The 22,519-nt window shown below is 42.2% G+C and carries 20 protein-coding genes; 14 read left to right on the top strand and 6 right to left on the bottom strand.

Features of this window, described 5'->3' with window-relative positions; all coding sequences use genetic code 11:
• The first annotated feature begins 2 nt into the window (after positions 1–2).
• From BR06_RS0113060 to BR06_RS0113005, 12 genes are all read left to right on the top strand, one after another.
• Positions 3–1,814 carry a DAK2 domain-containing protein gene (locus BR06_RS0113060; protein ID WP_031483763.1) on the top strand — a complete coding sequence of 604 codons (1,812 nt, stop codon included), beginning with the start codon at positions 3–5 and terminating at the stop codon, positions 1,812–1,814.
• Positions 1,815–2,325: 511 nt separating this feature from the next.
• Complete coding sequence (locus BR06_RS0113055) at positions 2,326–3,054, top strand: amino acid ABC transporter ATP-binding protein (RefSeq protein WP_031483761.1); 729 nt, start codon at positions 2,326–2,328, stop codon at positions 3,052–3,054.
• Between the two features lie 56 nt (positions 3,055–3,110).
• On the top strand, positions 3,111–3,926 hold the full coding sequence (locus tag BR06_RS0113050) for an ABC transporter substrate-binding protein (protein ID WP_031483759.1): 816 nt from the start codon (positions 3,111–3,113) through the stop codon (positions 3,924–3,926).
• An 83-nt stretch (positions 3,927–4,009) separates the two neighbouring features.
• Entirely contained in the window at positions 4,010–4,711 is a 702-nt protein-coding gene (locus BR06_RS0113045; protein ID WP_031483758.1) for an amino acid ABC transporter permease, read from the top strand.
• Between the two features lie 12 nt (positions 4,712–4,723).
• Positions 4,724–5,419, top strand: a complete 696-nt coding sequence (locus tag BR06_RS0113040) for an amino acid ABC transporter permease (RefSeq protein WP_031483755.1) — start codon at positions 4,724–4,726, stop codon at positions 5,417–5,419.
• 247 nt (positions 5,420–5,666) lie between these two features.
• Complete coding sequence (gene deoC, locus BR06_RS0113035; protein ID WP_031483753.1) at positions 5,667–6,332, top strand: deoxyribose-phosphate aldolase; 666 nt, start codon at positions 5,667–5,669, stop codon at positions 6,330–6,332.
• Entirely contained in the window at positions 6,325–7,002 is a 678-nt protein-coding gene (locus BR06_RS0113030) for a precorrin-8X methylmutase (RefSeq protein ID WP_031483751.1), read from the top strand. The genes deoC and BR06_RS0113030 overlap by 8 nt, the downstream gene beginning before the upstream one ends.
• A 248-nt stretch (positions 7,003–7,250) precedes the next feature.
• Positions 7,251–10,067: an EAL domain-containing protein gene (locus tag BR06_RS0113025; protein ID WP_031483748.1), complete on the top strand. Its 2,817-nt coding sequence runs from the start codon at positions 7,251–7,253 to the stop codon at positions 10,065–10,067.
• A 369-nt stretch (positions 10,068–10,436) separates the two neighbouring features.
• Positions 10,437–10,742: a 4Fe-4S dicluster domain-containing protein gene (locus tag BR06_RS0113020; protein ID WP_031483747.1), complete on the top strand. Its 306-nt coding sequence runs from the start codon at positions 10,437–10,439 to the stop codon at positions 10,740–10,742.
• Between the two features lie 10 nt (positions 10,743–10,752).
• Positions 10,753–11,904: a 2-oxoacid:acceptor oxidoreductase subunit alpha gene (locus BR06_RS0113015; protein ID WP_031483745.1), complete on the top strand. Its 1,152-nt coding sequence runs from the start codon at positions 10,753–10,755 to the stop codon at positions 11,902–11,904.
• Positions 11,905–11,906: 2 nt separating this feature from the next.
• On the top strand, positions 11,907–12,743 hold the full coding sequence (locus BR06_RS0113010; protein ID WP_031483743.1) for a 2-oxoacid:ferredoxin oxidoreductase subunit beta: 837 nt from the start codon (positions 11,907–11,909) through the stop codon (positions 12,741–12,743).
• Positions 12,743–13,360, top strand: coding sequence for a 2-oxoacid:acceptor oxidoreductase family protein (locus tag BR06_RS0113005; RefSeq protein WP_031483741.1), 618 nt, complete (start codon positions 12,743–12,745; stop codon positions 13,358–13,360). The genes BR06_RS0113010 and BR06_RS0113005 overlap by 1 nt, the downstream gene beginning before the upstream one ends.
• Before the next feature lie 34 nt (positions 13,361–13,394).
• Here the strand turns inward: BR06_RS0113005 and BR06_RS0113000 are convergent, their stop codons facing one another.
• The 5 genes from BR06_RS0113000 to BR06_RS0112980 all read right to left on the bottom strand — a co-directional run bounded on the left by BR06_RS0113000 (position 13,395) and on the right by BR06_RS0112980 (position 18,907).
• Positions 13,395–14,066 (bottom strand): hypothetical protein, encoded by a 672-nt coding sequence (locus BR06_RS0113000; protein ID WP_051677094.1) that lies wholly within the window; start codon positions 14,064–14,066, stop codon positions 13,395–13,397.
• Positions 14,067–15,638, bottom strand: coding sequence for a sigma-54-dependent Fis family transcriptional regulator (locus BR06_RS0112995; RefSeq protein ID WP_031483737.1), 1,572 nt, complete (start codon positions 15,636–15,638; stop codon positions 14,067–14,069).
• A gap of 162 nt (positions 15,639–15,800) precedes the next feature.
• Complete coding sequence (locus BR06_RS0112990; RefSeq protein ID WP_031483735.1) at positions 15,801–16,391, bottom strand: indolepyruvate oxidoreductase subunit beta; 591 nt, start codon at positions 16,389–16,391, stop codon at positions 15,801–15,803.
• The gene (iorA, locus tag BR06_RS0112985) at positions 16,391–18,235 is read right to left on the bottom strand and encodes an indolepyruvate ferredoxin oxidoreductase subunit alpha (RefSeq protein ID WP_031483734.1); all 1,845 of its coding nucleotides are present in this window, start codon (positions 18,233–18,235) and stop codon (positions 16,391–16,393) included. Before iorA ends, BR06_RS0112990 begins: the two co-directional genes overlap by 1 nt.
• 18 nt (positions 18,236–18,253) lie before the next feature.
• Positions 18,254–18,907: a tetratricopeptide repeat protein gene (locus tag BR06_RS0112980; protein WP_031483732.1), complete on the bottom strand. Its 654-nt coding sequence runs from the start codon at positions 18,905–18,907 to the stop codon at positions 18,254–18,256.
• Between the two features lie 315 nt (positions 18,908–19,222).
• On the opposite strand from BR06_RS0112980, the gene BR06_RS0112975 reads away from it, so the two are divergent.
• The gene (locus tag BR06_RS0112975) at positions 19,223–20,479 is read left to right on the top strand and encodes a glutamate-5-semialdehyde dehydrogenase (RefSeq protein WP_031483730.1); all 1,257 of its coding nucleotides are present in this window, start codon (positions 19,223–19,225) and stop codon (positions 20,477–20,479) included.
• Positions 20,480–20,602: 123 nt separating this feature from the next.
• A complete protein-coding gene (gene nadD, locus BR06_RS0112970) occupies positions 20,603–21,253 on the top strand; it encodes a nicotinate-nucleotide adenylyltransferase (RefSeq protein WP_031483727.1) in 651 nt (216 codons plus the stop codon).
• A 28-nt stretch (positions 21,254–21,281) separates the two neighbouring features.
• On the opposite strand, the gene BR06_RS0112965 is transcribed toward nadD, so the two are convergent.
• Positions 21,282–22,286, bottom strand: a complete 1,005-nt coding sequence (locus tag BR06_RS0112965; protein WP_031483725.1) for a glycosyltransferase family 9 protein — start codon at positions 22,284–22,286, stop codon at positions 21,282–21,284.
• Positions 22,287–22,519: the final 233 nt, after the last annotated feature.

Genomic DNA, 22,519 nt, shown 5'->3' with positions numbered 1-22,519 from the left:
TAATGCAAGAATCAAATAGTATACGAATTCAGTATGTTGATGGCGTAAGATTTAGGCGTGGTGTTGTTGCTGCTGCCGGGAGACTTATCGAAAATGCTCCTCATCTAGACGCTATTAATGTTTTTCCTGTTCCGGATGGTGACACTGGGGCGAATATGGCGGGTACTATGCGCAGCATTGTACGTTCCACCGGGGATTCTCTTGAAAAGTCCATAGAAAAAATGAGCGCGCTCATTGCTGAGTCTGCACTTAACGGGGCAAAAGGTAATTCCGGCGCCATTCTCGCGCAATTCCTGTGCGGTTTTGCGGAAGGCGTAAAGGATATGCCTAGAATCTCACCGGCTGATTTTGCACGGGTTGCTTCCCTTGCAGCCCGTCGTTCCTGCGAAGCTATTGCTGATCCCAAAGATGGAACCATCGTTAGTGTAATTAAGGATTGGGCCACGCACCTTAGCTCTAAAGCACATGAATATCGTGATTTTCATGTGCTTCTATCTGATTCTTTATTGAATGCTCAGGCTTCGGTGAAAGCTACAACCGAAAAGCTTGCAGAACTTAAAAGCGCAGGTGTTGTTGATGCTGGCGCTTTGGGATTTGTATATTTACTAGAGGGTATTGTTGATTTTTTAGAGAATGGAAAAATTGAAAAAGCAATTTTACCTGATTCAGCTCCATTATATAATGTAGGGAATCCCCCAAATGAGGCTTCGAAGGTTGCCGTTAAAAGTCTCGAATTTAGATATTGTACAGAATTTTTGCTGAAAGGATCTGGAATTGATAAGAACTCGATACGCGAATCTGTCTCAGGTATGGGAGATAGTCTTATCGTGGCAGGTCTTCCACATTGCATAAAAATCCATATTCACACTAATGATCCTGATAAAGTTGAAGAGATTGTTTCAGCCTTTGCAACTGTAGATAAACGCAAGGTTGATGACATGCTGGTGCAGCATAAGCGTTTGATTTCCGATGGAAGAAAAGTTGGGATTGTTACAGACAGTTCTTGCGATATTCCTGCTGAGCTAAGATTACAATATGACATCAGAGTTGCTCCTTTGCGTCTTACAATTGACGGGCAAGAATATATTGATCAGGTCAATATTGATTCTGCCAAGTTTTATGAAATGCTACCTAAGTCTTTGAAAGCTCAGACTTCTCAGCCTTCACCGGGTGATATTAAAAAGATCTATGAGTGCGCGTGCAGTGATTACGAAAACGTGGTTTCATTGCATATGGCTAAGGTGCTTAGTGGTACTTATCAGAGCGCGGTAGCGGTCAGTTCTGGTCTTGAAAATCTACAAACCCTTGATGCAAAAAAACTGAGCGTTGGGTTGGGGCTTTCTGTTTTGGAAGCGGCAAGGGCTGCACAGAGTGGCGGAACGGTTGAAGAGGTAGTAGGAGTTGCTCAAAAAGCCATTGCAAATGCGAAGATTTTCGTAACTATTGATACATTAGATTACGCAGTGAAGGGCGGCAGGGTTAGCAAAGGGCAGGGAATGATTGCCAAATTCTTAAACATAAAGCCCATTTTAGAGTTTAGAAACGAGGGGCAGCCTGTTACTGTAGCCAAAGCTTTTGGAATCAAACGACAAGAAAGCGCACTTATTAAGCTTGTACGGGAAAATACGTGGGGCAAAAGTAATTTGCGCTTTGCTGTTTCGCATGCTGATGCACTGGGTACTGCTGAGAGGTTCGCACGTATCATTAAGGATGAGTTTGGCGTTGAGCCTGAGTTTGTAACTGAAGCTTCCCCTGTGCTTGGTTTACATAGTGGGCCGGGAGCGTGCGCAGTTGCTTTTATCGCAGACGATTAAAATGGCTTAGTTTGCTATATCCTGTTCACAGGTTAAATCAGATTTTGAATCATAATCCGATGTTTGGCACTTTATGGAGTGTTCATATGTCGGATTTTTTTTGGTTTAAATAAGTTTTAGTGAAAAAAAGTTGATAAAAATTTCTTGTTAATTATTAAATTACCTTTTTTGTATATCTTTTATAATAAAGTAAATGACGATACTATTTGATTAATCCCTTTCTTGGGCGTTGCAGTTATTCGGATCAAGGGAATCAGAAAGTTGTACCGCTAACCTAAAATTATTGTTATTTATCAAAAAAGGAAGACTATGAAATTGATTATACATAAATGGAAAAGAATGAGGTATTCTTGACTTTTCGCAATTTTAGGCTATGACTATTGTTCTTTCTTGAATTCTTGAAGTTAGAACTTAGGATTCATTAAAAGGTTGCTGACAGTTAAATTTTTCCACTATATTATAGTAGCCTGTCCTGAATTGATAATCGGTACAGGAGTTGGAGTTAAGCGATATGCCGATGATTGAAATTAAGAATCTCCACAAATGGTACGGCGATTTTCATGTCCTTAAGGGTCTTAATGACCATGTAAATAAAGGTGAAGTGCTTGTTATTTGTGGGCCGAGTGGTTCAGGAAAGAGCACTTTTATTCGCTGTATTAACAGGCTTGAAGATTTCCAGAAAGGAACCGTCACTTTTGATGGGAAAGACATTCTCGACAAGAGCGTTAACCTAAATGAACTGCGTGCCGAAATTGGCATAGTTTTCCAGCAGTTCAACCTTTACCCTCATCTTACAGTATTAAATAATGTAACTCTGGCCCCGCAGAAGGTTCGTAATGTTCCTCGCGCAGAAGCAGAAGAGGTTGCACTTAAATTACTTGAAAGAGTGGGTATTCACGATCAGGCTCATAAGTACCCTGCTGAGTTGTCCGGTGGACAGCAGCAGCGTGTTGCTATTGCAAGAGCGTTAGCAATGAAGCCGAAAGTAATGCTTTTCGATGAGCCTACTTCTGCGCTTGACCCGGAGATGATCAACGAAGTTCTGAATGTTATGAAAGATCTGGCACGCGAAGGAATGACCATGCTCTGCGTTACGCATGAAATGGGATTTGCCCGCGAAGTTGCTGATCGAGTTATATTTATGGATCAGGGTGAAGTTATCGAACAGGCTCCGCCTGAAGAGTTCTTCAAAAACCCACGTCACGAAAGAACTAAGTTATTTTTGAAGGAGATATTGTAGTCGTTTACTATTTAGCGGCTTGGGCAGAAAACTTTAAAATTGTTTCAGGAGGATCTATGAAAAGACTTTCAATCATGGTTGCAATGGTACTAGCGTTGGCACTTTGTGCTTCTACCGCTTTTGCTGATAAATTGCAGGAAGTAAAAGATCGCGGAGTTCTTATCTGCGGTGTTAAAGATGCAGTTGTTCCTTTCGGTTACATTGATGAAACCACAAAGAAACTTGTTGGTATGGACATCGATATCTGTAACTACATTGCTGGCAAAATCGGCGTTAAAGCTGAATTCAAACCAGTAACATCATCCACACGTATTGCTATGCTCGTTCAGGGATCAATCGATCTTTCTGCAGCTACAATGACTCACAAGATCGCTCGTGACGATACCATTGATTTCAGTATCACATACTTCATGGACGGCCAGAAGCTTCTCGTTAAGAAAGGTTCCGGCATTACTTCCGCAGCTGACCTTAAAGGTCAGAAAGTTGGTACAGCTAAAGGTTCTACTTCTGAGCAGAACATCCTGAAAGTACAGCCTGATTGTAAGGTTCTTTCTTTCGAAGGTTACCCACAGGCTTTCCTTGCTCTTAAGCAGGGTAAAGTTAAAGCTGTAACAACTGACTCTACTATTCTTCTTGGACTCAAAAACTCCGATCCTAACCCATCTGATTGGGAAATCGTTGGTGACATCATTTCTCCTGAGCCTTACGGAATCGGTCTTCCTGAAAATGAATCCAACTTCCGTGATGCTGTAAACGTTGCTCTCATCGAAATGTGGAAGAGCGGCGATTACCAGAAAATGTACGACAAATGGTTCGGACCTAATACAAAGAATGCACTGCCTTTGACTTGGCAGATGGAAATTTGGCCTTAGTCGATTAGTGGCTTAGGTTATATTGATTAGAAACGAAAGGACCGTACTTAGTACGGTCCTTTCGAAAACAACGGATAAACGCCTTGAATTATCAGTTTGATTGGAATCTAGTTTTAAGCGGTCAGTATGGGCAATGGATTGTTGAGGGGCTTGTTACAACCCTTCAGATATCTTTGGTATCCATTGGTTTTACATTGTTGCTCGGTACCATTATAGCTGTGATGCGTATGTCGAAGTTTAAACCTTTTGAGTGGTTTAGCTTTGCATTTGTTGAGTTTTTTAGAAATACGCCTCTGCTGATTCAGATATTTTTCTGGTATTTTGGTTCCTATTCCATTCTGCCGGATTCAGTTAACACTTGGCTTTATGATCACGATTTTGAATTTGCGGCCGGGGTTATCTCCCTTACATTTTATACTGCCGCGTTTATAGCTGAAGAGATCAGAGCCGGTATTAACTCGATACCCAAAAATCAGCTTGAAGCTTCGCGTGCTACTGGACTTTCGTTCATGCAGGCTTATAGGTTTGTAATTCTACCGCAGGCTTTCAGAATTATTATTCCACCACTTATTTCACAGTCTCTAAACCTTATTAAGAACTCCTCGCTGGTTATGACTATCGGCGTTATGGATCTTACTTACATGGCGAGACAGGTTGAGTCATATTCTTTCCACGGATTTGAGGCTTTCACAGTCGCGACACTTATTTACTTGGTAATTTCGCTAATAGTGTCCTTCTCAATTAATATGTACAATAAGCATTATCTAATCCAGATAAAATATTAGGGGTGGCCTCTCGTGCAATGGGATGTAGTTTGGAACAACTTTGATTATTTTCTTTGGGGCGCATTTCCCAATGGACCTTTAGGTGGGCTTGCAGTCAGTATTATTCTGGCTGTACTCGGTATCTTTGGTGCATTCTGGATAGGCCTTGCTGCTGGTTTGATGCGTTTATCGCGCAATAAACTAGTTAAATTAACTGCGGTTTTCTACATCGAAGTTATCCGCGGCATACCTTTGCTGATGCTTATTTTCTGGTTCTATTTTTTAGTTCCAATAATATTTGGTTCCCCTTTACCTGAATTTCACTGTGCGCTTATCGCGTTTATAGTTTTTACCGGTGCTTACATCGCAGAAATTGTAAAGGCTGGTGTCACAGCTTTACCGAGCGGGCAGATGGAAGCAGCTAGAGGGAGTGGACTTTCACACTACCAAGCTATGCGGTTTGTAATTCTCCCACAGGCTCTAAGAAACATGATTCCATCGTTTGTTAACCAGTTTGTATCACTTACAAAGGATACTTCTCTGGCTTATATTATCGGTGTAAACGAGCTAACTCGTACTGCAACTCAGGTAAATAACAGAACTTTATCAGCTCCTACTGAGATTTTTATTGCCATTGCCGTACTCTATTTCATAGTTTGTTATGTCTTAACCTACACTAGCCGTAGGATGGAAAAGCACCTTGCACGCTATCAGGCGCGCGATCGTTAGACTTACAAGATAGATTTACTTTGTTTTTTAAAAGGCCTCGAATGTTCGAGGCTTTTTTTTTGCTTAATAAATAGTTGAATAACTGCTTTAAAAGTGATCTTCTTTTGACCCTTTGCCTTTATTGGCTTACTGTCGCTTTAATGAAAGATTTGTGATCTTTATTTTGCTGATTTTAATAATGTACCATTTGATAAATGTTTCATTATTTAAGATTAATAGCAGGTAAACTTTTAATGTGGAGGCGGACATGACAAAACTTAGTGATTTAGCTTCTTATATTGACCACACTCTTCTTGATATTTCTGCGGTTCCATCTGATATTGAACTGCTTTGCAGAGAAGCTGTTGAATATGGATTTGCTTCGGTATGTATTCATCCTTGCCATATTGCTCAGGCTTCGCATCTTTTGAAATTTGAAAAGCCAAAAGTCTGCTCTGTTATAGGATTCCCTTCGGGAGCGACCCTTGCTGAGGTCAAAATGATCGAAGCAATGCGCGCAATTGAAAAAGGCGCAGATGAATTGGATATGGTTGTCAATGTAGGGGCTCTGAAGTCTGGAGACATCAATAGTTTTTTAAATGATATACTTTTGACGGTTGAAGGTGCTGACGGTGTTCCTGTAAAGGCCATTATTGAAACGGGACTTCTTTCTGATGAACAAAAAAAGCAGGCATGCGAACTGGCTGTTAAAGCTGGTGCTTCGTTCGTAAAAACGTGCACTGGATTTAGCTGCGGGGCTGCAACTGCATCAGATATTGCTCTTATGCGTTCAGTTGTTGGAAATTCAGTAGGCGTTAAAGCTAGTGGCGGCATTAAAAATTATTCCCAAGCTGTCGAGCTAATTGAAGCCGGAGCTTCACGTTTGGGAACTTCTTCTTCTCTAAATTTAATTAAGGAGTCAATTGGTGGCTGATAAACATAATCTTCTTGCTGTTGCAAAACCTAGTGATATAGAAAAAAAATCTTTTGAAATTATTGATTCTGAGGTTCCAGAACCTCGCAAATTCCAGGGTGTTGAGTGGCAGATTGCAAGAAGAATGGTTCACACTACTGCTGATTTTGAACTGATTGATCTTGTTCGTTTTCATCCGAAAGCTATAGAAAATGGTCTCGAATCTATTAGATCCGGTTGCACTATTGTTACCGATACCGAGATGGCTAAATGCGGAATACCTGTTCGTAGAATGGTCCCGCTTGCTTGTGAAGTTCGTTGTTTAATCAATGATCCTGAAGTGATTGCGACTGCAAAAACAAATTCAACCACGCGAGCACACGCAGCTCTCGAGCTTGCTGCTGATAAAATCAAGCCCGCTATCCACGTTATTGGTAATGCTCCTACTGCTTTAATCCGTCTTGTCCGGTTGATTGAATCTGGTAAAATGGAAGTTCCTGCTCTAATAGTAGGCATGCCTGTCGGGTTTGTGAATGCTGCTGAGTCCAAAGCTATGCTAATGGATTGTGGGAATTTGCCTTATATTTCGGTCGAAGGAAGAAAGGGCGGTTCAGCACTTGCGGCGTGCGTGATTAATGCTTTGGCTGAAGTAGTTTTGGCAGAAAAGAAACTTTCCTCTGAATGCATTTAAGCTAGCTATTAAATTCTAATTATTTTTAATGTTGTGGTTTACTGGCGCTATATAGGAGCGTAATTTGTAATATGTTTGTTTTATGATGCTTATTTATTTAGGTAAGATCGAGTATAGACTCATATTCTACTTGTTAATAAATGTTATGATAGGTAGCTTGTATTATGTGATTTAGTTTTCAAATCATATGTAAAGTGGGCTTATTTTATTTAAGTAACAATTTTATTTTTGGCTTGGTGCAATAAAATATGTCCGGGCATAATACGTCTTCGAAGAAATCTTATTTCAGATTTAGAAAAGGTGAAAGATCAATTTCTAGAGATCTTTCAGCATGTCTTGTCTTTGCCCTTGCCATAATTATCGGAGTTGTTACCGCTTACGAATATTTTGGGCGATCTCATATGCTTCGTCAGGAAGTTGAGGACAAGGCTGATATCTATATTGAGCAGCTTACCAAATCGGTTACTTTTCCCATATGGAACTTTGATATGGTCTCCTTGCAACATGTTTGCAGTGCTTATACTCAAAATGACCAGTTTTCTAAACTTCGTATTGATGATCTTAATGGTGATATTCTCTTCAATTTTGTTCGAGTTGGCGAAGATAACGAAGATCCAATTTCCAGATCACGAGATTTATATATTGGTAAAGAAAGGATTGGATCTGTTAATTTCGAACTCTCCAATAAGGCCTACCTTCGTAATTTAGATTGGATTCTCTTTGTTTCTAGTCTTACATTTTTGACATCCGTTGCTGTCATCTACGTGATCACTGGATTATTATTGGATTATTTTATCCGCCGTCCGTTGCGAAGACTTCGCAAAGGTATGGATAAAGTTGCGATGGGTGACTTTTCTTATCATTTTGCTGAATTTAGGTACACTGAACTCCTCGAAATTGGTTCTCGTTTTAATCGCATGACAGATGAAATAGCGAGCCGGGAAAAGCGGCTGGAAGAGATAAATGAGGTTCTTAAGGGCGAGGTATACAAACGTGAAAAAGCCGCAGCTTCTAGTATTAAGAGTGAGAAAAGATATCGGGCGTTGGTAGAAACTACCTCGGAAGGCTTTTTAATGGTTGATGAAAATCAGGTTTTACTTGACGTAAACCCGGCTTTTTGCCGTTTAATTGGGCTTCCTCGTGAGGAGGTTCTCGGCTCCAATCTAGTAAGTATTTTAGGGCAGTTTGCATCAGATAAGCTCGACGAGAAGAGTGTTGGAGATCATAGATTTGAGCTTAGTTTTACAAACCATGTAGGGCGCGACATTGATATTTATATCCATGCCAGCAATCTGTATGAAAATGATTTTGCAAAGATCATCTTTGCGTTTGTTACCGATATTTCCAGTTATAAGAGTATGGAGAAAGCACTTCGTTCTTCCGAAGAAGAATATCGTACCATCGCTGACTACACATTTGACTGGGAGATGTGGATTGGTCCCACCGGCATAGTGAAATATGTAAGTCCTTCGTGTGAAAGAATTTCCGGTTTTCCCAAAGATTATTTTGTTGAAGGGGCAGGAAAGGTCGAGATGCTGCTCCATAAAAACGATAGAGGGCATTGGAACGATGCACTAGTTGGTAAATTTCAGTCTAACGATGGGACTGATCTAAGGATGTTTAGGAAGGATGGATTGATGCGCTGGGTCTCGCTCAGTGGCCATCAAGTACTCGCGGATGACGGTTCTTCCTTAGGTGTTCGAATTTCATTGCGAGATATTACTAAACGCAAGTTCATGGAGAAACAGCTCCAATATGAAGCTCTTCATGATCCTTTAACGGGTCTTGCTAACCGAACATTGTGTTGCGATAGAATCCTAAAATCTGTTGAGCGTTCACGCAGACGAGATGGATATTACTACGCAGTCATTTTCATGGATCTTGATCGCTTTAAAGTTATCAACGACAGTCTTGGACATAATATTGGTGATAAGCTTTTGGTTAAAGTTTCCAAACGCTTACTACAAGCTGTTCGTGATCTAGATACTGTATCCAGATTTGGCGGAGATGAATTTATTGTTGTACTTGAAGAGTTGGATAAGCCTCGCGAAGCAATACGAATTGCCAGACGTATTAAAGAAAGTCTCAGTAAGCCCATGCTCGTTGATGGGCATAAGATTAGTATCGCTGCGAGCTATGGCATAATACTCAGTCCGACCCCTTATGATAAGCCAGAAGAACTGATTCAAAATGCTAATGTGGCTATGCATCAGGCGAAAGAAAGTGGCCGTGATAAGATGAAAGTTTTTAATCGTAGCATGCTTGATAAGGCTATGAATGCTATGAGCCTCGAAAGAGATCTTCGTGCCGGTATAATTAATAATGAGCTGTATCTTGATTATCAGCCAATTTACTCTCTTGAAAGTAAAGAAGTCATGGGTTTTGAGGCTTTGGTGCGGTGGAATCACCCCGAGCGCGGATTGGTTATGCCTGGCGAATTTATACCGATGGCGGAAGAGTCTGGATTAATTTTTGAACTAGGTCGTTGGGTTATCAATGAGGCGTGCCGTGAAGTTAAAGGTTGGATTAACAGGTATGAAAGTGCCGCCGATCTTGTGATTTCAATTAATATTTCCGGGCGGCAATTTTCACAGGTGTCGCTTGTTGATAATATTCTTTCAACTCTTGAGAAGTACGAGCTTCCTCCAAAGAATATTAAGATTGAGATCACGGAAACAGCTATTATGGAAAGGGCTAATCAGGCTGTTAAAATGCTTACTCACTTGCAGTCGGCAGGAGTTTTCGTATCGATTGATGATTTTGGAACGGGATATTCTTCCATGAGCAATCTTCAGGAGTTCCCGCTTGATCAGTTGAAGATAGATCTCAGTTTTGTCCAGAAAATGAGTCAGTCTCCTGAGAATGTTGAGATCGTTAAAGCTATTATTAACTTGGCGCACAATCTTGGGTTATATGTTGTAGCTGAGGGGGTAGAGAATGAGCATCAGGAAACTTTGCTTAGAGATATGGGCTGTGAATTTGGCCAAGGATATCTTTTTTCAAAACCGATGAGAATCTCTCAAGTTGAATCTTTTTTAAATGGTGATACTTTTTTGGGTTTATAAAGGATGGTATTGATTTTTTCCGCAATAATTTTTGATGATATAAATTAGTTGATTACTAAAAGAGCCTTTGAGAATTGGCTCTTTTTTTTTGCAAAAAAGCTGATTACATGATCAATAAAATGTTATGCCAAATATGTATAATGTATATATTTTTTTTAAAAGCTGATGTATGTTCATTATGACTTCAGTGCGAATGTTTATAATATTGCACTAAAAGTATCGATTGCTGTTGCATGTGCGGTTCTGCCGTGCTAGGCCGAATTTACGACTTGTTTTATTGTAAAATTCAGGACGTAGTTGTTTAGAGGATCGTTTGTCTCTCGTGAGAGTGAGGCATATGGAAAATTTACCCCGAACCCGGATCAGGTTATGAGTGCCAAAAGTAAGGGAAAAAGCAGAGTTACGATTTTTCCGGACTGGTGCAAAGGCTGCGGAATTTGCGCTGCGTTTTGTCCGGCAAAGGTCATGGAACTGAATGATCAGGGCAAGGCGGTCGTGGTCAGAGAGGAAGAATGTATTAATTGCGGATTTTGTGAGCTTCATTGCCCTGATTTCGCGATAATGGTTCAACCTAAAGTGGATAGTGAAATCCCAGCAGGATCTAAGAGTGGGCAGGTCAATGCTTCTCCTACCGGTTCTGTGGAAAGTGAAAAATCCATTAAGGAAAAGGGATAAGGTGTAATCCATGGCCAGACCCAAAAAGAAAAAAAACAAAGAAATTTTTGCCCTAGGTAATGAAGCTGTTGTCGAAGGAGCTCTTTTGGCCGGGTGTGATTTTTACGCCGGTTATCCCATTACTCCTTCATCGGAAATAATGGAAATAATGGCTCAAAGGTTGCCAAAGATCCCAAATGGTTCATTTGTCCAGATGGAAGATGAAATCGGTGGTCTTGGCGCTGTAATCGGGGCATCACTTGCCGGGCGTAAAGCTCTTACAGCCACTTCCGGTCCCGGATTCTCACTTATGCAGGAGCATATCGGGTATGGGTGTATTACTGAAACACCGCTCGTTATTGTTAATGTTATGCGTGGTGGTCCAAGTACAGGCCTTCCGACTTCTCCTGCCCAAGGTGATGTTCAGCAGGCTAGATGGGGCACCCACGGCGATCACTCAATAATAGTTTTATCGGCTTCTAATGTTCAGGAATGTCTTGAAATGACAATTGAAGCTTTTAACCTCGCTGAAAAGTATCGTACCCCGGTAATTCTTCTTATCGATGAAATAACCGCACACACTCGCGAGAAAATAACAATTCCGAACGAAGATGAGTTTGAGGTGTTCAATAGAACTCTTCCTACCATGCCTCCGGAATGGTACAAGCCTTACGAAGAAACCGTAAGGGGAGTGCCACCTATGCCTGCCATTGGTTCCGGTTACAGATTTCATGTGACTGGACTTACTCATGATGTAAACGGATTTCCGACTTCACGTCCTGATGAAGTTCGTGAACTTAATGAGCGGTTGTTCCGTAAAATTGATCAATTTTTACATGATGTTCAGATCGTTGAAGAAATTGATACCGAGGATGCCGAGGTTGCTGTAATTGCATACGGAACTGTGGCCCGTTCAGCGGAACTTGCGGTTAAGCAAGCTCGCGATCTGGGCGTTAAAGCTGGACTTTTGAAGCTTAAAACACTCTTTCCTTATCCTCGTAAGGCTACTGAAAAGCTTATGTACAGGGCGAAGACCATCATCGTTCCTGAAATGAATATGGGACAGATTTCCAGAGAAGTGAAAAGAGTAAATAATGGTCAGGTAAGTGTACGGACCATTAATAAAGTTGACGGGCAGATCATTACTCCCGCTGAAATCCTCAAAGTCTTAACACGGGTATAGCCATGGCAGATATTAAAGGAACACAACTTATTCACGAGTATCTGAGGCATAACAAGAAGTTTCCCCATGTTTTCTGCTCTGGCTGCGGACATGGAATCGTACTTGGCTCGCTAATCAGAAGTATTCATGGACTCGGTCTTTCTAAAGATGACGTCTGTATCGTAGCCGGTATCGGGTGTTCAGGAAGACTTGCAGCCTATGTTGATTTTAACACAGTTCATACCTGCCACGGCAGAGCGCTTACTTTTGCCACAGGCATTAAGATGGCTAAGCCGGGAATGCATGTTATAGTGGTTATGGGCGATGGCGATTCCATGGCTATTGGCGGTAATCACCTTATCCATGCTGCTCGCAGAAATATTGGAGTTACTGCTCTTATATTGAATAATAATATCTACGGAATGACCGGGGGGCAGTGTTCTCCAACTACTCCTGCTGGCGCAAATACACAGACAACTCCTATGGGGCAGATGGAACAAAGCTTCGATTGTGCAAAGCTTTGTACTGCTGCAGGAGCTAACTATGTTGCGCGGGGAAGCGTTTTCCATGTGAAGAGATTAGATTCCATGATTATGGAAGGTATTATGAATCCCGGGTTCGGAGTTGTTGAAATTATGACTCCGTGCTTCACTCAGTATGGCCGTAAAAACGGGTTTAAGAGCCCTGTTGATATGTTCCACGCATTAAAGAAGAATGTGATTCAAAGTGATCGTTTTGATGCCATTCCTGAAGAGGAGCGTGGCGAGAAGGTTCCATCAGGAGTCTTTGTCAAAAAGGACACCCCCGGGTTGGAAGAGAAATTCTATGAAATGGCTGCACGGTGTCAGGGAGGATCGTAATGAAAAATCAGCACTTAGATAGATTTGAAATACGTCTTTCTGGTCTTGGCGGTCAGGGAATTTTGACTCTTGGTAAAGTTATGGGCTCGGGCCTTGCGCTTGGTCAGGGATACAATGTAACCCAGACTCAGAGTTATGGACCGGAAGCTCGCGGCGGAGCAAGTCGTTCTGATTTAGTGATAAGTTCTGAAAAGATCAGTTATCCTAAAGCAGAGTCTGTGGATTTGCTTATCGCACTGAGTCAGGAAGCGTGTAATATGTATTACCGTAACCTGAAGCCGGGCGGATTACTTTTGATTGAGAGTGAGCTTGTAAAACAGCCTCCAGTAAATAATTATCTGGGGTTGCCTTTTACTTCTCTTGCGAAAAATAAAATTGGTCTCGTACAGGCTATGAACACAATTGTTCTTGGTGCGGCGACTTATCTTCTCCCTTTTGCTCAGCAAAAGATTATCCGCAAGAATCTTGAAGAAATTCTTCCAGCAAAAATTGTTGAGATCAATGTGAAAGCATTTAATCTTGGCTACAAGGAAGCAAAGAAGAATTTTGGTGAGCCTGAAGAATTGTGGAAAGCGAATTGCGTCGTTGTTGAAGAAGACGAGGGTGATTCAATTTAGCCGTCAGAAATGTCTATTATTAAAGGCCTTTCGATTATTTTAAATCGGAAGGCCTTACTCTTTTCCTCTTACTGCTTTTCTTTTTGCTTTCACTTACTGGCTGAATAGCAACTTCAGGAACTGGTATGTCGAAAGTAAATAGAGAATCTGCAACTCTATTAAATTCTTCAACTCCTTCACGCTGAATATCTGTTAGATTTAGGAGATCCCATCTTTCGCATAGCTCTTGTGGCTCTCTTGCTCTATCCCTTGCTTTAATGACAGCAATACTGCGTTCACCCAGCGTAATGAATGTCGTTCTAACTAGGTGGCAATCTACGTGGGCTGTAAAACACTGCACTTCATCCGAATCGCTTAAACAATCTCCGACCGAGACTGCATTCCATTCCCCTATTTCCGGGGTTACTACATTTGATTTACGATTAAGAAGGACAGTAATTACAGCTGTTCCATTGCTGTTTCCAAATAAGTATCTATGCTGAGTGATGGAGAGAAAGCTCCGTTCTCTGCTGCTATCGTATTCTAAGGAAGGAGCAACAGAGATCTTATTCTCAGTTGTAATATACTTGGAATCGAATGGAACAATAAAGGGCTGCCCTGGATTTTTTTTCCCAGAACAGCCCCCAAATGCAATAATAAGCAGAACACCAAGCATGGCTGTAAAGAGAGGGGATGACCCTGTCTGTCTGCGGATTTTTAAGCTCATTTATTTAGTCTTTTTGCCACCGGCATATTTTTTTACGTCAATATTATACTTTTTAACTTTGTAGTTAACTATGCGGTAGCTAACTCTGAGATCCCTAGCAGCCTGCAGCATATTACCGCGAGCCTTTTTAAGGGAGTCTACAAGAAGCTCCTGTTCAAACTTGGCGACAGCTTCCCCGAACGACAAAGATGTGTCTGTTGCAGTGCTTTCAGCAGTCTGCAAAGTCGGAGGAAGATGATAAGTACGTATTACTTCTTCTTCACAAATGAGCACCGCCCTTTCAAGGCAGTTTTTTAGCTCACGAACGTTTCCAGGCCAGTGGTACTGAGTGAAAAGGTCGATGGCCGGACTTGAAATTCTTTTAATATTTTTCTCATATTCTTTGGAAAAACTTTCAAGGAACTGTTCTGCGAGAGGTAAAATGTCTTCACGTCTTTCACGAAGAGCAGGAATGAATATAGGGAATACATTGACTCTGTAAAATAAGTCTTCCCTGAACTTGCCTTCGCGTAATAATTTTTCAAGAGGCTGGTGAGTCGCGCAAATAAGGCGAACATCAACTGTTATAGGCTGTTCAGACCCAACCCTCTGAATTTCTTTTTCCTGAATAGCTCTAAGCACTTTGGCCTGAGCATCCATTGAAAGTTCGCCGATTTCATCTAGAAATAAGGTGCCGTTGTTGGCTACTTCAAACAGGCCGCGCTTATTTTGGTAAGCACCTGTGAAGGCTCCTTTCTGGTGTCCGAAAAGTTCACTTTCAACAAGTTCAGCGGGAAGAGCCGCACAGTTGAGCTTAACAAGAGGTTTTTCTCTGCGTGGGCTGCATGCATGGATCGCTTCAGCTAAGAGTTCTTTACCAGTTCCAGATTCACCGCGAAGAAGGGCTGTAGCTCTGCTCGGTCCAACTTGTCTGGCTTGCCTTAGGACTTGTCTGATGCTTTTAGAAGTAGCAACAAAATTAGCTGGGGGAGGTACTTCCTGTCCACCACTGAGAAATGAGCCCTGACTCAGCATTTGAGCTTGAAGGGCCATTTCTTCTTGAAGGCGTAGGACTTGATTGGAGATTAAAGCTGCTACAACTTCAAGAAACTGTGTGTGCTCAAGAAGGTTGTCCATCGGCTGTATCGGTGAGTCTACACTGATTGTTCCAAGGACATGTTTTTCGTTGTCTGCACTTGTCTTAATAATTGGCACACAGATGAAAGAAAGAGATTTTAATTCATCATCTGATCGCCCGAAAGCTTTATTTAAAAAATCGCTATTGTCAGACATGCGTGGAATTATGACAGCCTTGCCTGTTTCATAAACTCTTCCGACTACCCCTTTACCGGGGGAGTAAGTCACATGATCAATCTTTGCCGGACTGTGAGTTATCGATAGTTTCAGTCTTTCTGATTTCGGGTCCATAATGGCCAGAAATGCACGTTCGAAGTGGAGGTCTTTAGCTAGAACTTTTAGAATAGCGTTCAGGCTCGGCTCAAGATCATTATGTGGAGCAATAGAATCTAGAATTTCATTCAGAGTTGATAAATAAATATTTTCCGCTTTGTCAGACTGTCCAGTAATACTCATGTTTTTTGCTCGTGCCGCCCTGGCTGGTTTTATTTACAGCTTTTTCGAATTATCGCCCGAGTAAAGGGCTTTTATTCGTGGTTTCGGCCTAAATTTTCAGTTGTCTTAAGTCTATAGAAAAGTCGACAGCCGCAAGGTTAGTTGCGGCTGCCGAAATGTTAATCATTTTGAGATAGCGTCCACACCTAATTGCAGGGCTTTAAGGTTGATGTCCGCGATTTTTGGTTTCATTACAGATTTAATGGTTTCTGCAAGTTCTTCCGGTTTCAGAGGAATGAGACCCGTTGCGCAGAGTGCTCCGAGAAGCGCAATGTTCCCGCTCTGGATAGCTCCAGCTTCGAGACCTAAACGCTGACAAGGAACGAAGTATGCTTTGCTCGCGCATGCATTGACTCTGTCCTTGATTAGCTCCAAAGGAGTTTGCTCAGCTTTACCAGTCGAAACGCTAAGTGGTGCAACGTATTCAGTACTTGAAAGAACAATTCCATTAGGTTTCAAGTAAGGTAGTGCGCGAAGAGTTTCGAGCGGTTCGAAGCCAAGGATGATGTCAGCTTCGCCGTGTGCTATTTTGGGAGAAGCCATTCCTATAAGAATAGCAGACTCAACAACACCACCGCGCTGTGCCATGCCGTGAATTTCTCCGGCGGTTAAATCCGTTCCGCTGTCAAGAATTGCTTGTGCGAGGAGGTTTGTTGCAGTCAGGGTTCCCTGTCCGCCAACTCCAGTCATGAAGATACGCAAGCGTGTACTCATTAGCTGCTCCTCTTTCTGGCTTTAATGTCTTTGGTCAGTTGCAGGCAGAGCATGCATCCGGAACAAAGGATTTCATTAATCTTGACGCCGTCCTCACATTTTTCAAATGCAGGACATGCAATTTCTTCCATACAGCGGATAACATCGTCGCTCTGGTTGGCAACGTATGCAGTCTGACCGGGCTTCTTGCCGAGCGCTCTTTTTGCAAACAGCGGGCAAGGATCTTTAGCAATCAAGACTCTTACGCCCTTAATAGCTTTAAGTTCTTCAAGAGCCTTAGTCATAGCCTTCTGATTCAGAGGGCTTACAGTGCGAACATCATTTACGCCGCAACCTTTAACGATTGCTTCAATGCTTACCTGAGCTGGATTAGAGCCGATAAGTGTTGTTTCAACACCGGGATTAGGCTGGTGACCTGTCATGGCAGTTGTGCTGTTATCAAGGATAACGAGCAGGATGTCATGCTGGTTGAATACCGCATTAACTAGTCCGGTGATACCGGAGTGGAAGAATGTAGAATCGCCGATGAATCCAAGTGTTGTCTGTCCTGCTGCTTTAGAAATCCCAGATCCTGCGGAAATGGAAGATCCCATGCAAAGCAGAAAGTCTGCAGCATTAAGCGGAGGCAGAATTCCAAGTGTGTAACACCCGATATCAGATGAGCATATAGCGTCAGGTCCGAATACCTTTTTAGCTGCATAGTACGCCGCACGGTGAGGGCAACCTGCACAAAGGTTCGGAGGTCTCATTGGTAGACCTTCTTCAGCTTCGCAAAGTGTAACTTTATCTTGTTTCAGTCCCAGAACTTCATGCATCACTGCAGAAACATTACCTGTGGAGTACTCTCCGTTCAGGGGCAGATTTACATTATCTTTGCCAATTACTTCAATCGTAATAGAATTCTTCTGAGCTAGAATCCTAATTTCATTTTCAATGAATGGCTCAAGTTCTTCAATGATGAGAACTTTATCGACAGATGAAATAAAGTCAGTAACCAGCTTTTCAGGTAGCGGGTAAGAGAATCCAAGTTCAAGAACTTTGAATTTATCTGCTAAGCCTGAATCTGCAAGCGCATCACTTAGATATGCTCTACATATTCCTGCTGCGACGATACCTACTTTACCGTTTCCAGTAACTTTATTGTATTCTGATTTCTCAGCAAGCTCGCGCAGTTCTTCCAGCTTCTTGAGCAGGGCAACATGCATTGGGCGGGCAAATGCAGGAATCGGAACAAATTTAGATGGATTCTTCTTGAATCCAGCCGCAGGAGCAAGCTTTGCGATAGGGCCGAATTCTACTGGTCCGCGCAGGTGGTTAACTCTTGTGGTTGTTCTGAGCAGAATAGGAGTAGACGTTTCGCGAGACATATTAAGAGCGTCGCGAGTCATGTCTTTTGCTTCCTGCGCAGAGGATGGCTCAAAACAGGGCATTCCTGCTAAGCGTGCGTAGTAGCGGTTGTCCTGTTCATTCTGACTTGAATGACAGCCCGGATCGTCTGCGGAAAGCAGAACCAGGCCACCGGGGGTACCAATGTAAGCGAGGGTCATGAGCGGATCTGCCGCTACATTGACTCCAACGTGCTTCATGGTTGTCAGAGTCATAGCTCCGGCAAGAGTTGCTCCGCCTCCAACTTCGAGTGCGACTTTTTCATTTACTGAATATTCAAATGAAAAGTCACCCTCTTTGGAAAGACGAAAGAACGTATCAGGTACTTCCGATGAAGGTGTACCCGGATAACAAGTCACAACCTGAACTCCAGCCTCGAGTGCTCCTCTGACAATAGCTTCATTGCCGAGCAGCAGCTTTTTCAGGCCTGGATTATCTGCGAGAAGTGGTTGAGCCATTAATGCGCCCCTTAATTATTAAAGCTTAGCCTTAAGTTCTTTGATTCTGCTCTCGAAATAGAGCTTCTGTGCAGGATTGTTGCTTAGCAAACCCTGGTAAGCCTGTATTGCAAGTTGGGTATTGCCAGATTTGTCAGCAGCCTGAGCAAGTAATCTGTCAATGGTACTTCCAAAAGTGTCACCGGAAGTGTTTTTGAGTGCTTGTAAGATTTTTACAGCTTCTTTTGGTTTGTCAGCAAGAATAAGACATTTTGCCTGACCGATAGATGCAACAGGAGCCATAGCATCGTTGCCTTTTGCAATTTCAGCCCAGACAGCTTCTGCCTTCATAAATTTAGAATCATCCATCCATGCTTTGGCAAGAGCCAATTCCACAGCTGGTTTCATCTCAGCAGGAGCAGTAACTAAGAATGTCGCAAGTTCTTCGGCCTTTTTAGTGCCGCTATACTTGATTAAAATTGCTCCCAGTTCACTTTGAGCTTTTAATTCTTTCTGTTGCTGCATGTACTGGTAACCTGATGCCCCAGCTGCAATTACAAGAATTGCTACAATCCCAATCAAGATCATCTTTCCATTAGAAATGAGAAAGTCGAGAAGAGGGTGAATGCTTTCGGGGGCAGCTTCCTGCACCTGGTCTAGAATGTCGTGTGTGGTCTGTTTGTTATCTTCCATATTAAAGAAGAGCCTCCAAGATATTGATGGATTTTGCACAAAGTTAAGTGCGCTTTATAAAGTAGTCTGACAAAAAGGTCAAAAGCGAATTTTAAAGTTAAGGTGCTGTAAAAATAGATAAAATTTTAAAGTGCCTGAAAAAGATTACAAAAAAAGGAAAAAATATTATGTATATTTCACAGTGTATATGCCCAAAAAAGCAATACATAGGTAATTGGTAGTTGACTTTTTTGCAATATCCTTAGTAGCCAAATTGATCAATTAGTGGATAATAAGCAATTTTAGCAAATATATATTGAATGAAGGTGATTTAAAATGAGTTTGTCAGAAGATATGAAAGAAGTAGCCACTAAGGCTAAAAAGGCAGCGCGCAAAATTTCATGCGCGGATGGCTCTACAAGAAACGGCGTTATATTAAAACTTGCTTCTTTGTTAGATGAGGAAAAAGAATTCATCTTTGCGGAAAATCGTAAAGATTTAGATGCCGCCAAAGCGCGCGGCTTAGATAGCGCTCGTATGCAGCGCCTTGAAATTTCTCCTGCAGTCCTTAATTATATGATTCAGGGATGTAACGAAGTTGCAGCGCAGACTGATCCTGTCGGCGAAATTGAGAAGATGGAAAGACGTCCCAACGGTATTTTAGTTGGTAAAATGAGAATTCCGCTCGGCGTTATTATGATGATTTTCGAATCTCGTCCTAATGTAACTGTTGATGCCGCTGTGCTTTGTATGAAAGCAGGTAACTCAATTATTCTCAGGGGCGGTTCAGAAGCGATTCATTCTAATTTGGCGCTAGCGTCTCTCATACATAAAGCTCTTGAAAGCCAGAATCTGCCTTCAGCGGCGGCTCAGGTTGTTGCAGTTACAGATCGCGAGGCTGTTAGCGCATTGCTTAAACTTGATGAATATATTGATGTTGTCATTCCGCGTGGCGGAGAAGGGCTTATTCGCGCTGTTGTTGATCAGGCTACCATGCCTGTTCTCAAACATTACAAAGGTGTATGTCATATTTTCGTTGATAAATATGCTGATGTTGCAAAGGCTGTTGATGTCGTAAAGAATTCCAAGACTCAGAAGCCCGGAGTTTGTAACGCTCTTGAGGGTGTGCTGGTTCACGAAGATATTGCAAAAGATTTTCTGCCTGCCATGGCAACTATCCTAGGGCCGACTGTTCAGTTCAGGGCGTGTCCTCGCTCCATGTCTTTGCTTGGAAAGAGTGCCATAGCTGCTACCATTGATGATTATGGATATGAGTTTCTTGATTTGATTCTTACCGTGAAGGTTGTTTCAAGTCAGGATGAAGCTCAGGACTATATGGCCCGTTACGGATCAAACCATACTGAAGTTATTTTGACTAAAGACCATGAACGCGCCATGCGTTTTGTGCGCGAAGTCGATGCTTCTATGGTCGGAGTGAACTGCTCCACAAGATTCAATGATGGCGGTCAGCTTGGACTTGGTGCTGAGATAGGCATATCTACATCAAAGCTTCATTCATATGGACCAATGGGCGCGACAGAGCTGACAAGTACTAAATTTGTTTCTCTTGGTAATTGGGAAGTAAGAAATTAGATCGTACTGTCGTTAAAGTGATGATTCTTTCGCAAACCGATTTGTCGGTTAAAATTGATTAAGATATTAAATCCCGGTGAGACTTTTTGCGCTTGCTGGGATTTTTTTCTAAGGATGTAATTTATGAAAATAGGGTTGTTCGGCGGTAGTTTTAATCCTGTTCACAATACTCACATGGATGTTGCATCCGGTGTGGTGAAACGACTAGGGCTAGATCTTGTGCTGTTTGTTCCCGCGGGGAATCCTTACCATAAACAACGCGGAACCATGCTGCCCGCTGAGCTTCGTTTCGAAATGCTTCATAAGGCGATAGACGGTTTTGAAGAACTTGGGGTCAGCGATATAGACATGGTTGCCGATGGTCCGACTTATACCGTACACACTCTGACTGAGGCCGCAAAACGTTATCCTGATGACGAGCTGTTTTTTATTATGGGGCAGGATGCTCTTATTTCTCTTGCCGACTGGAAAGACTGGGAGCAGATTCCACTTCTTGCAAATATTATAGCTGTCAGCCGTCCTAAAGCAGAGGATGGAGATATGAGATCTCAGCTCGGTGCCATTTTTGAAGGTATTGAAAATATTTCTGAAAATGAATGGAAAATTAAGGGCGGTAAATCAATTTACATAATCGACGATTTCGATTTCAGAATCAGCTCTACACTCGTTCGCGAAACGTGGGAAGCAGGGAAAGATATTACTTCTGATGTTCCTGCCGCTGTCGCCGCCTTTATCAAAAATCATGAAGAAGAACTTAAGAATTATTGGCTTTAATCAGGCTGAGTATGTACCTGTTTTTTCGCTACCCGTTTAATATTCCCCGCATTACATCTTCAGTTTTTATCTTTTTCAAACATTCCTGATTCTTTTCGCAATTGCTTTTCCCGTGGAGTGAGCAGGGGCGGCAATCCATATCTGATTCAAGTATTATGTCCTTTTCACCAGCGGGATAAAACCCCCACGCCTTTGAAGTCGGTCCGAACATGGCGATGACAGGCGTTTCGACACCTGAGGAAAGGTGCATTGGTCCCGAATCACCAGTTACTAGAAATTTTGCCTCGCGCAGCAGGGCGCAGGTTTGTCTGAGTGATAGCTTGTTAGTGAAATTCCATTCAGGTTTTGCCACATCAAGATTGAATTCATCCTTGCCTATAACGGCCCACTGAATATTTTTTTCATCTAGCTTTTTGATAAGGTCCAGCCAGTAGACACGAGGCCATGATTTGTCTGGATGTGTCGCGTAAGGGTGGAGCGCGATAAATTTTTTATCCAAATATTGATCTTTCATTAGTGATGAAGCTTCTGATTTTTCTGCATCAGTTAGATAAATGCGAGGGATAAGCTCTTTAGATTCGGGCAGTTCTTTTTCGATCGCGGATGCATAGCGGACCGTGACCCGCGTGTTTTCAAGCTTCTTCTCGAGCGATTCTGAGCGGGTCAATTTAAACAGCCTGCGTTCAATGCTGAATTTTTTATAGCGCGATACTGGACCGCGCCAGCGCATTGCAAGAATTCTCGAGCGCAAGGTTGAGTGCAGATCGATTAATTCACAACCTGCGTAACGCATTGCAATCTCACCAGCTTTAACTATCCAGGCAATATCTCCGAGGTCATCTTTCTCGAGCGAGATAATCTCGGTTATATGTGGATTGTTCTCAAGAGGTGCGGAGTATTGCTTTTTCGTAATAACAGTGAAGGTCCAGCCATACTTTTCTGCCCAGAATTCCATGATACCGGTAGTCAGAACAAGGTCGCCGAGAGCACTAAGCCTGAAAATTATTTTATGCTGTGTTTCGTTAAGATTCATTATCGCGCTATTTTAGTTGTGAAGTGTAAAAGGTCAATGTAAATTTTTAAGTCGTTTTATTATGCTGATTCTTAATTATAGGCATATCCGGAAAATTGTATTTTATATAAGAATAATACCCCAATATCTTGGGGTGTTCAGAGGATTATATGCTTTCTCAATTAACGGGTTAGGTCAGGTGCTACCTTTTTCTATTTCTGTTGCGTCTGTATTATCCTTCTGATACTTTAGAT

Origin of the sequence: Maridesulfovibrio frigidus DSM 17176 (assembly GCF_000711735.1) — a bacterium.
Taxonomy (GTDB): domain Bacteria; phylum Desulfobacterota; class Desulfovibrionia; order Desulfovibrionales; family Desulfovibrionaceae; genus Maridesulfovibrio; species Maridesulfovibrio frigidus.
This window is presented reverse-complemented; position numbering and strand designations above follow the sequence as displayed.

Coding starts and splice junctions, on each gene's coding strand:
- nadD (WP_031483727.1), top strand. CDS start 20,603: ATGAAAATAGGGTTGTTCGGCGGTAGTTTTAATCCTGTTCACAATACT.
- iorA (WP_031483734.1), bottom strand. CDS start 18,235: ATGGCTCAACCACTTCTCGCAGATAATCCAGGCCTGAAAAAGCTGCTG.
- BR06_RS0113055 (WP_031483761.1), top strand. CDS start 2,326: ATGCCGATGATTGAAATTAAGAATCTCCACAAATGGTACGGCGATTTT.
- BR06_RS0112980 (WP_031483732.1), bottom strand. CDS start 18,907: ATGGAAGATAACAAACAGACCACACACGACATTCTAGACCAGGTGCAG.
- BR06_RS0113050 (WP_031483759.1), top strand. CDS start 3,111: ATGAAAAGACTTTCAATCATGGTTGCAATGGTACTAGCGTTGGCACTT.
- BR06_RS0113025 (WP_031483748.1), top strand. CDS start 7,251: ATGTCCGGGCATAATACGTCTTCGAAGAAATCTTATTTCAGATTTAGA.
- BR06_RS0112965 (WP_031483725.1), bottom strand. CDS start 22,286: ATGAATCTTAACGAAACACAGCATAAAATAATTTTCAGGCTTAGTGCT.
- BR06_RS0113060 (WP_031483763.1), top strand. CDS start 3: ATGCAAGAATCAAATAGTATACGAATTCAGTATGTTGATGGCGTAAGA.
- BR06_RS0113010 (WP_031483743.1), top strand. CDS start 11,907: ATGGCAGATATTAAAGGAACACAACTTATTCACGAGTATCTGAGGCAT.
- BR06_RS0113000 (WP_051677094.1), bottom strand. CDS start 14,066: ATGAGCTTAAAAATCCGCAGACAGACAGGGTCATCCCCTCTCTTTACA.
- BR06_RS0112990 (WP_031483735.1), bottom strand. CDS start 16,391: ATGAGTACACGCTTGCGTATCTTCATGACTGGAGTTGGCGGACAGGGA.
- deoC (WP_031483753.1), top strand. CDS start 5,667: ATGACAAAACTTAGTGATTTAGCTTCTTATATTGACCACACTCTTCTT.
- BR06_RS0113015 (WP_031483745.1), top strand. CDS start 10,753: ATGGCCAGACCCAAAAAGAAAAAAAACAAAGAAATTTTTGCCCTAGGT.
- BR06_RS0113005 (WP_031483741.1), top strand. CDS start 12,743: ATGAAAAATCAGCACTTAGATAGATTTGAAATACGTCTTTCTGGTCTT.
- BR06_RS0112995 (WP_031483737.1), bottom strand. CDS start 15,638: ATGAGTATTACTGGACAGTCTGACAAAGCGGAAAATATTTATTTATCA.
- BR06_RS0112975 (WP_031483730.1), top strand. CDS start 19,223: ATGAGTTTGTCAGAAGATATGAAAGAAGTAGCCACTAAGGCTAAAAAG.
- BR06_RS0113020 (WP_031483747.1), top strand. CDS start 10,437: ATGAGTGCCAAAAGTAAGGGAAAAAGCAGAGTTACGATTTTTCCGGAC.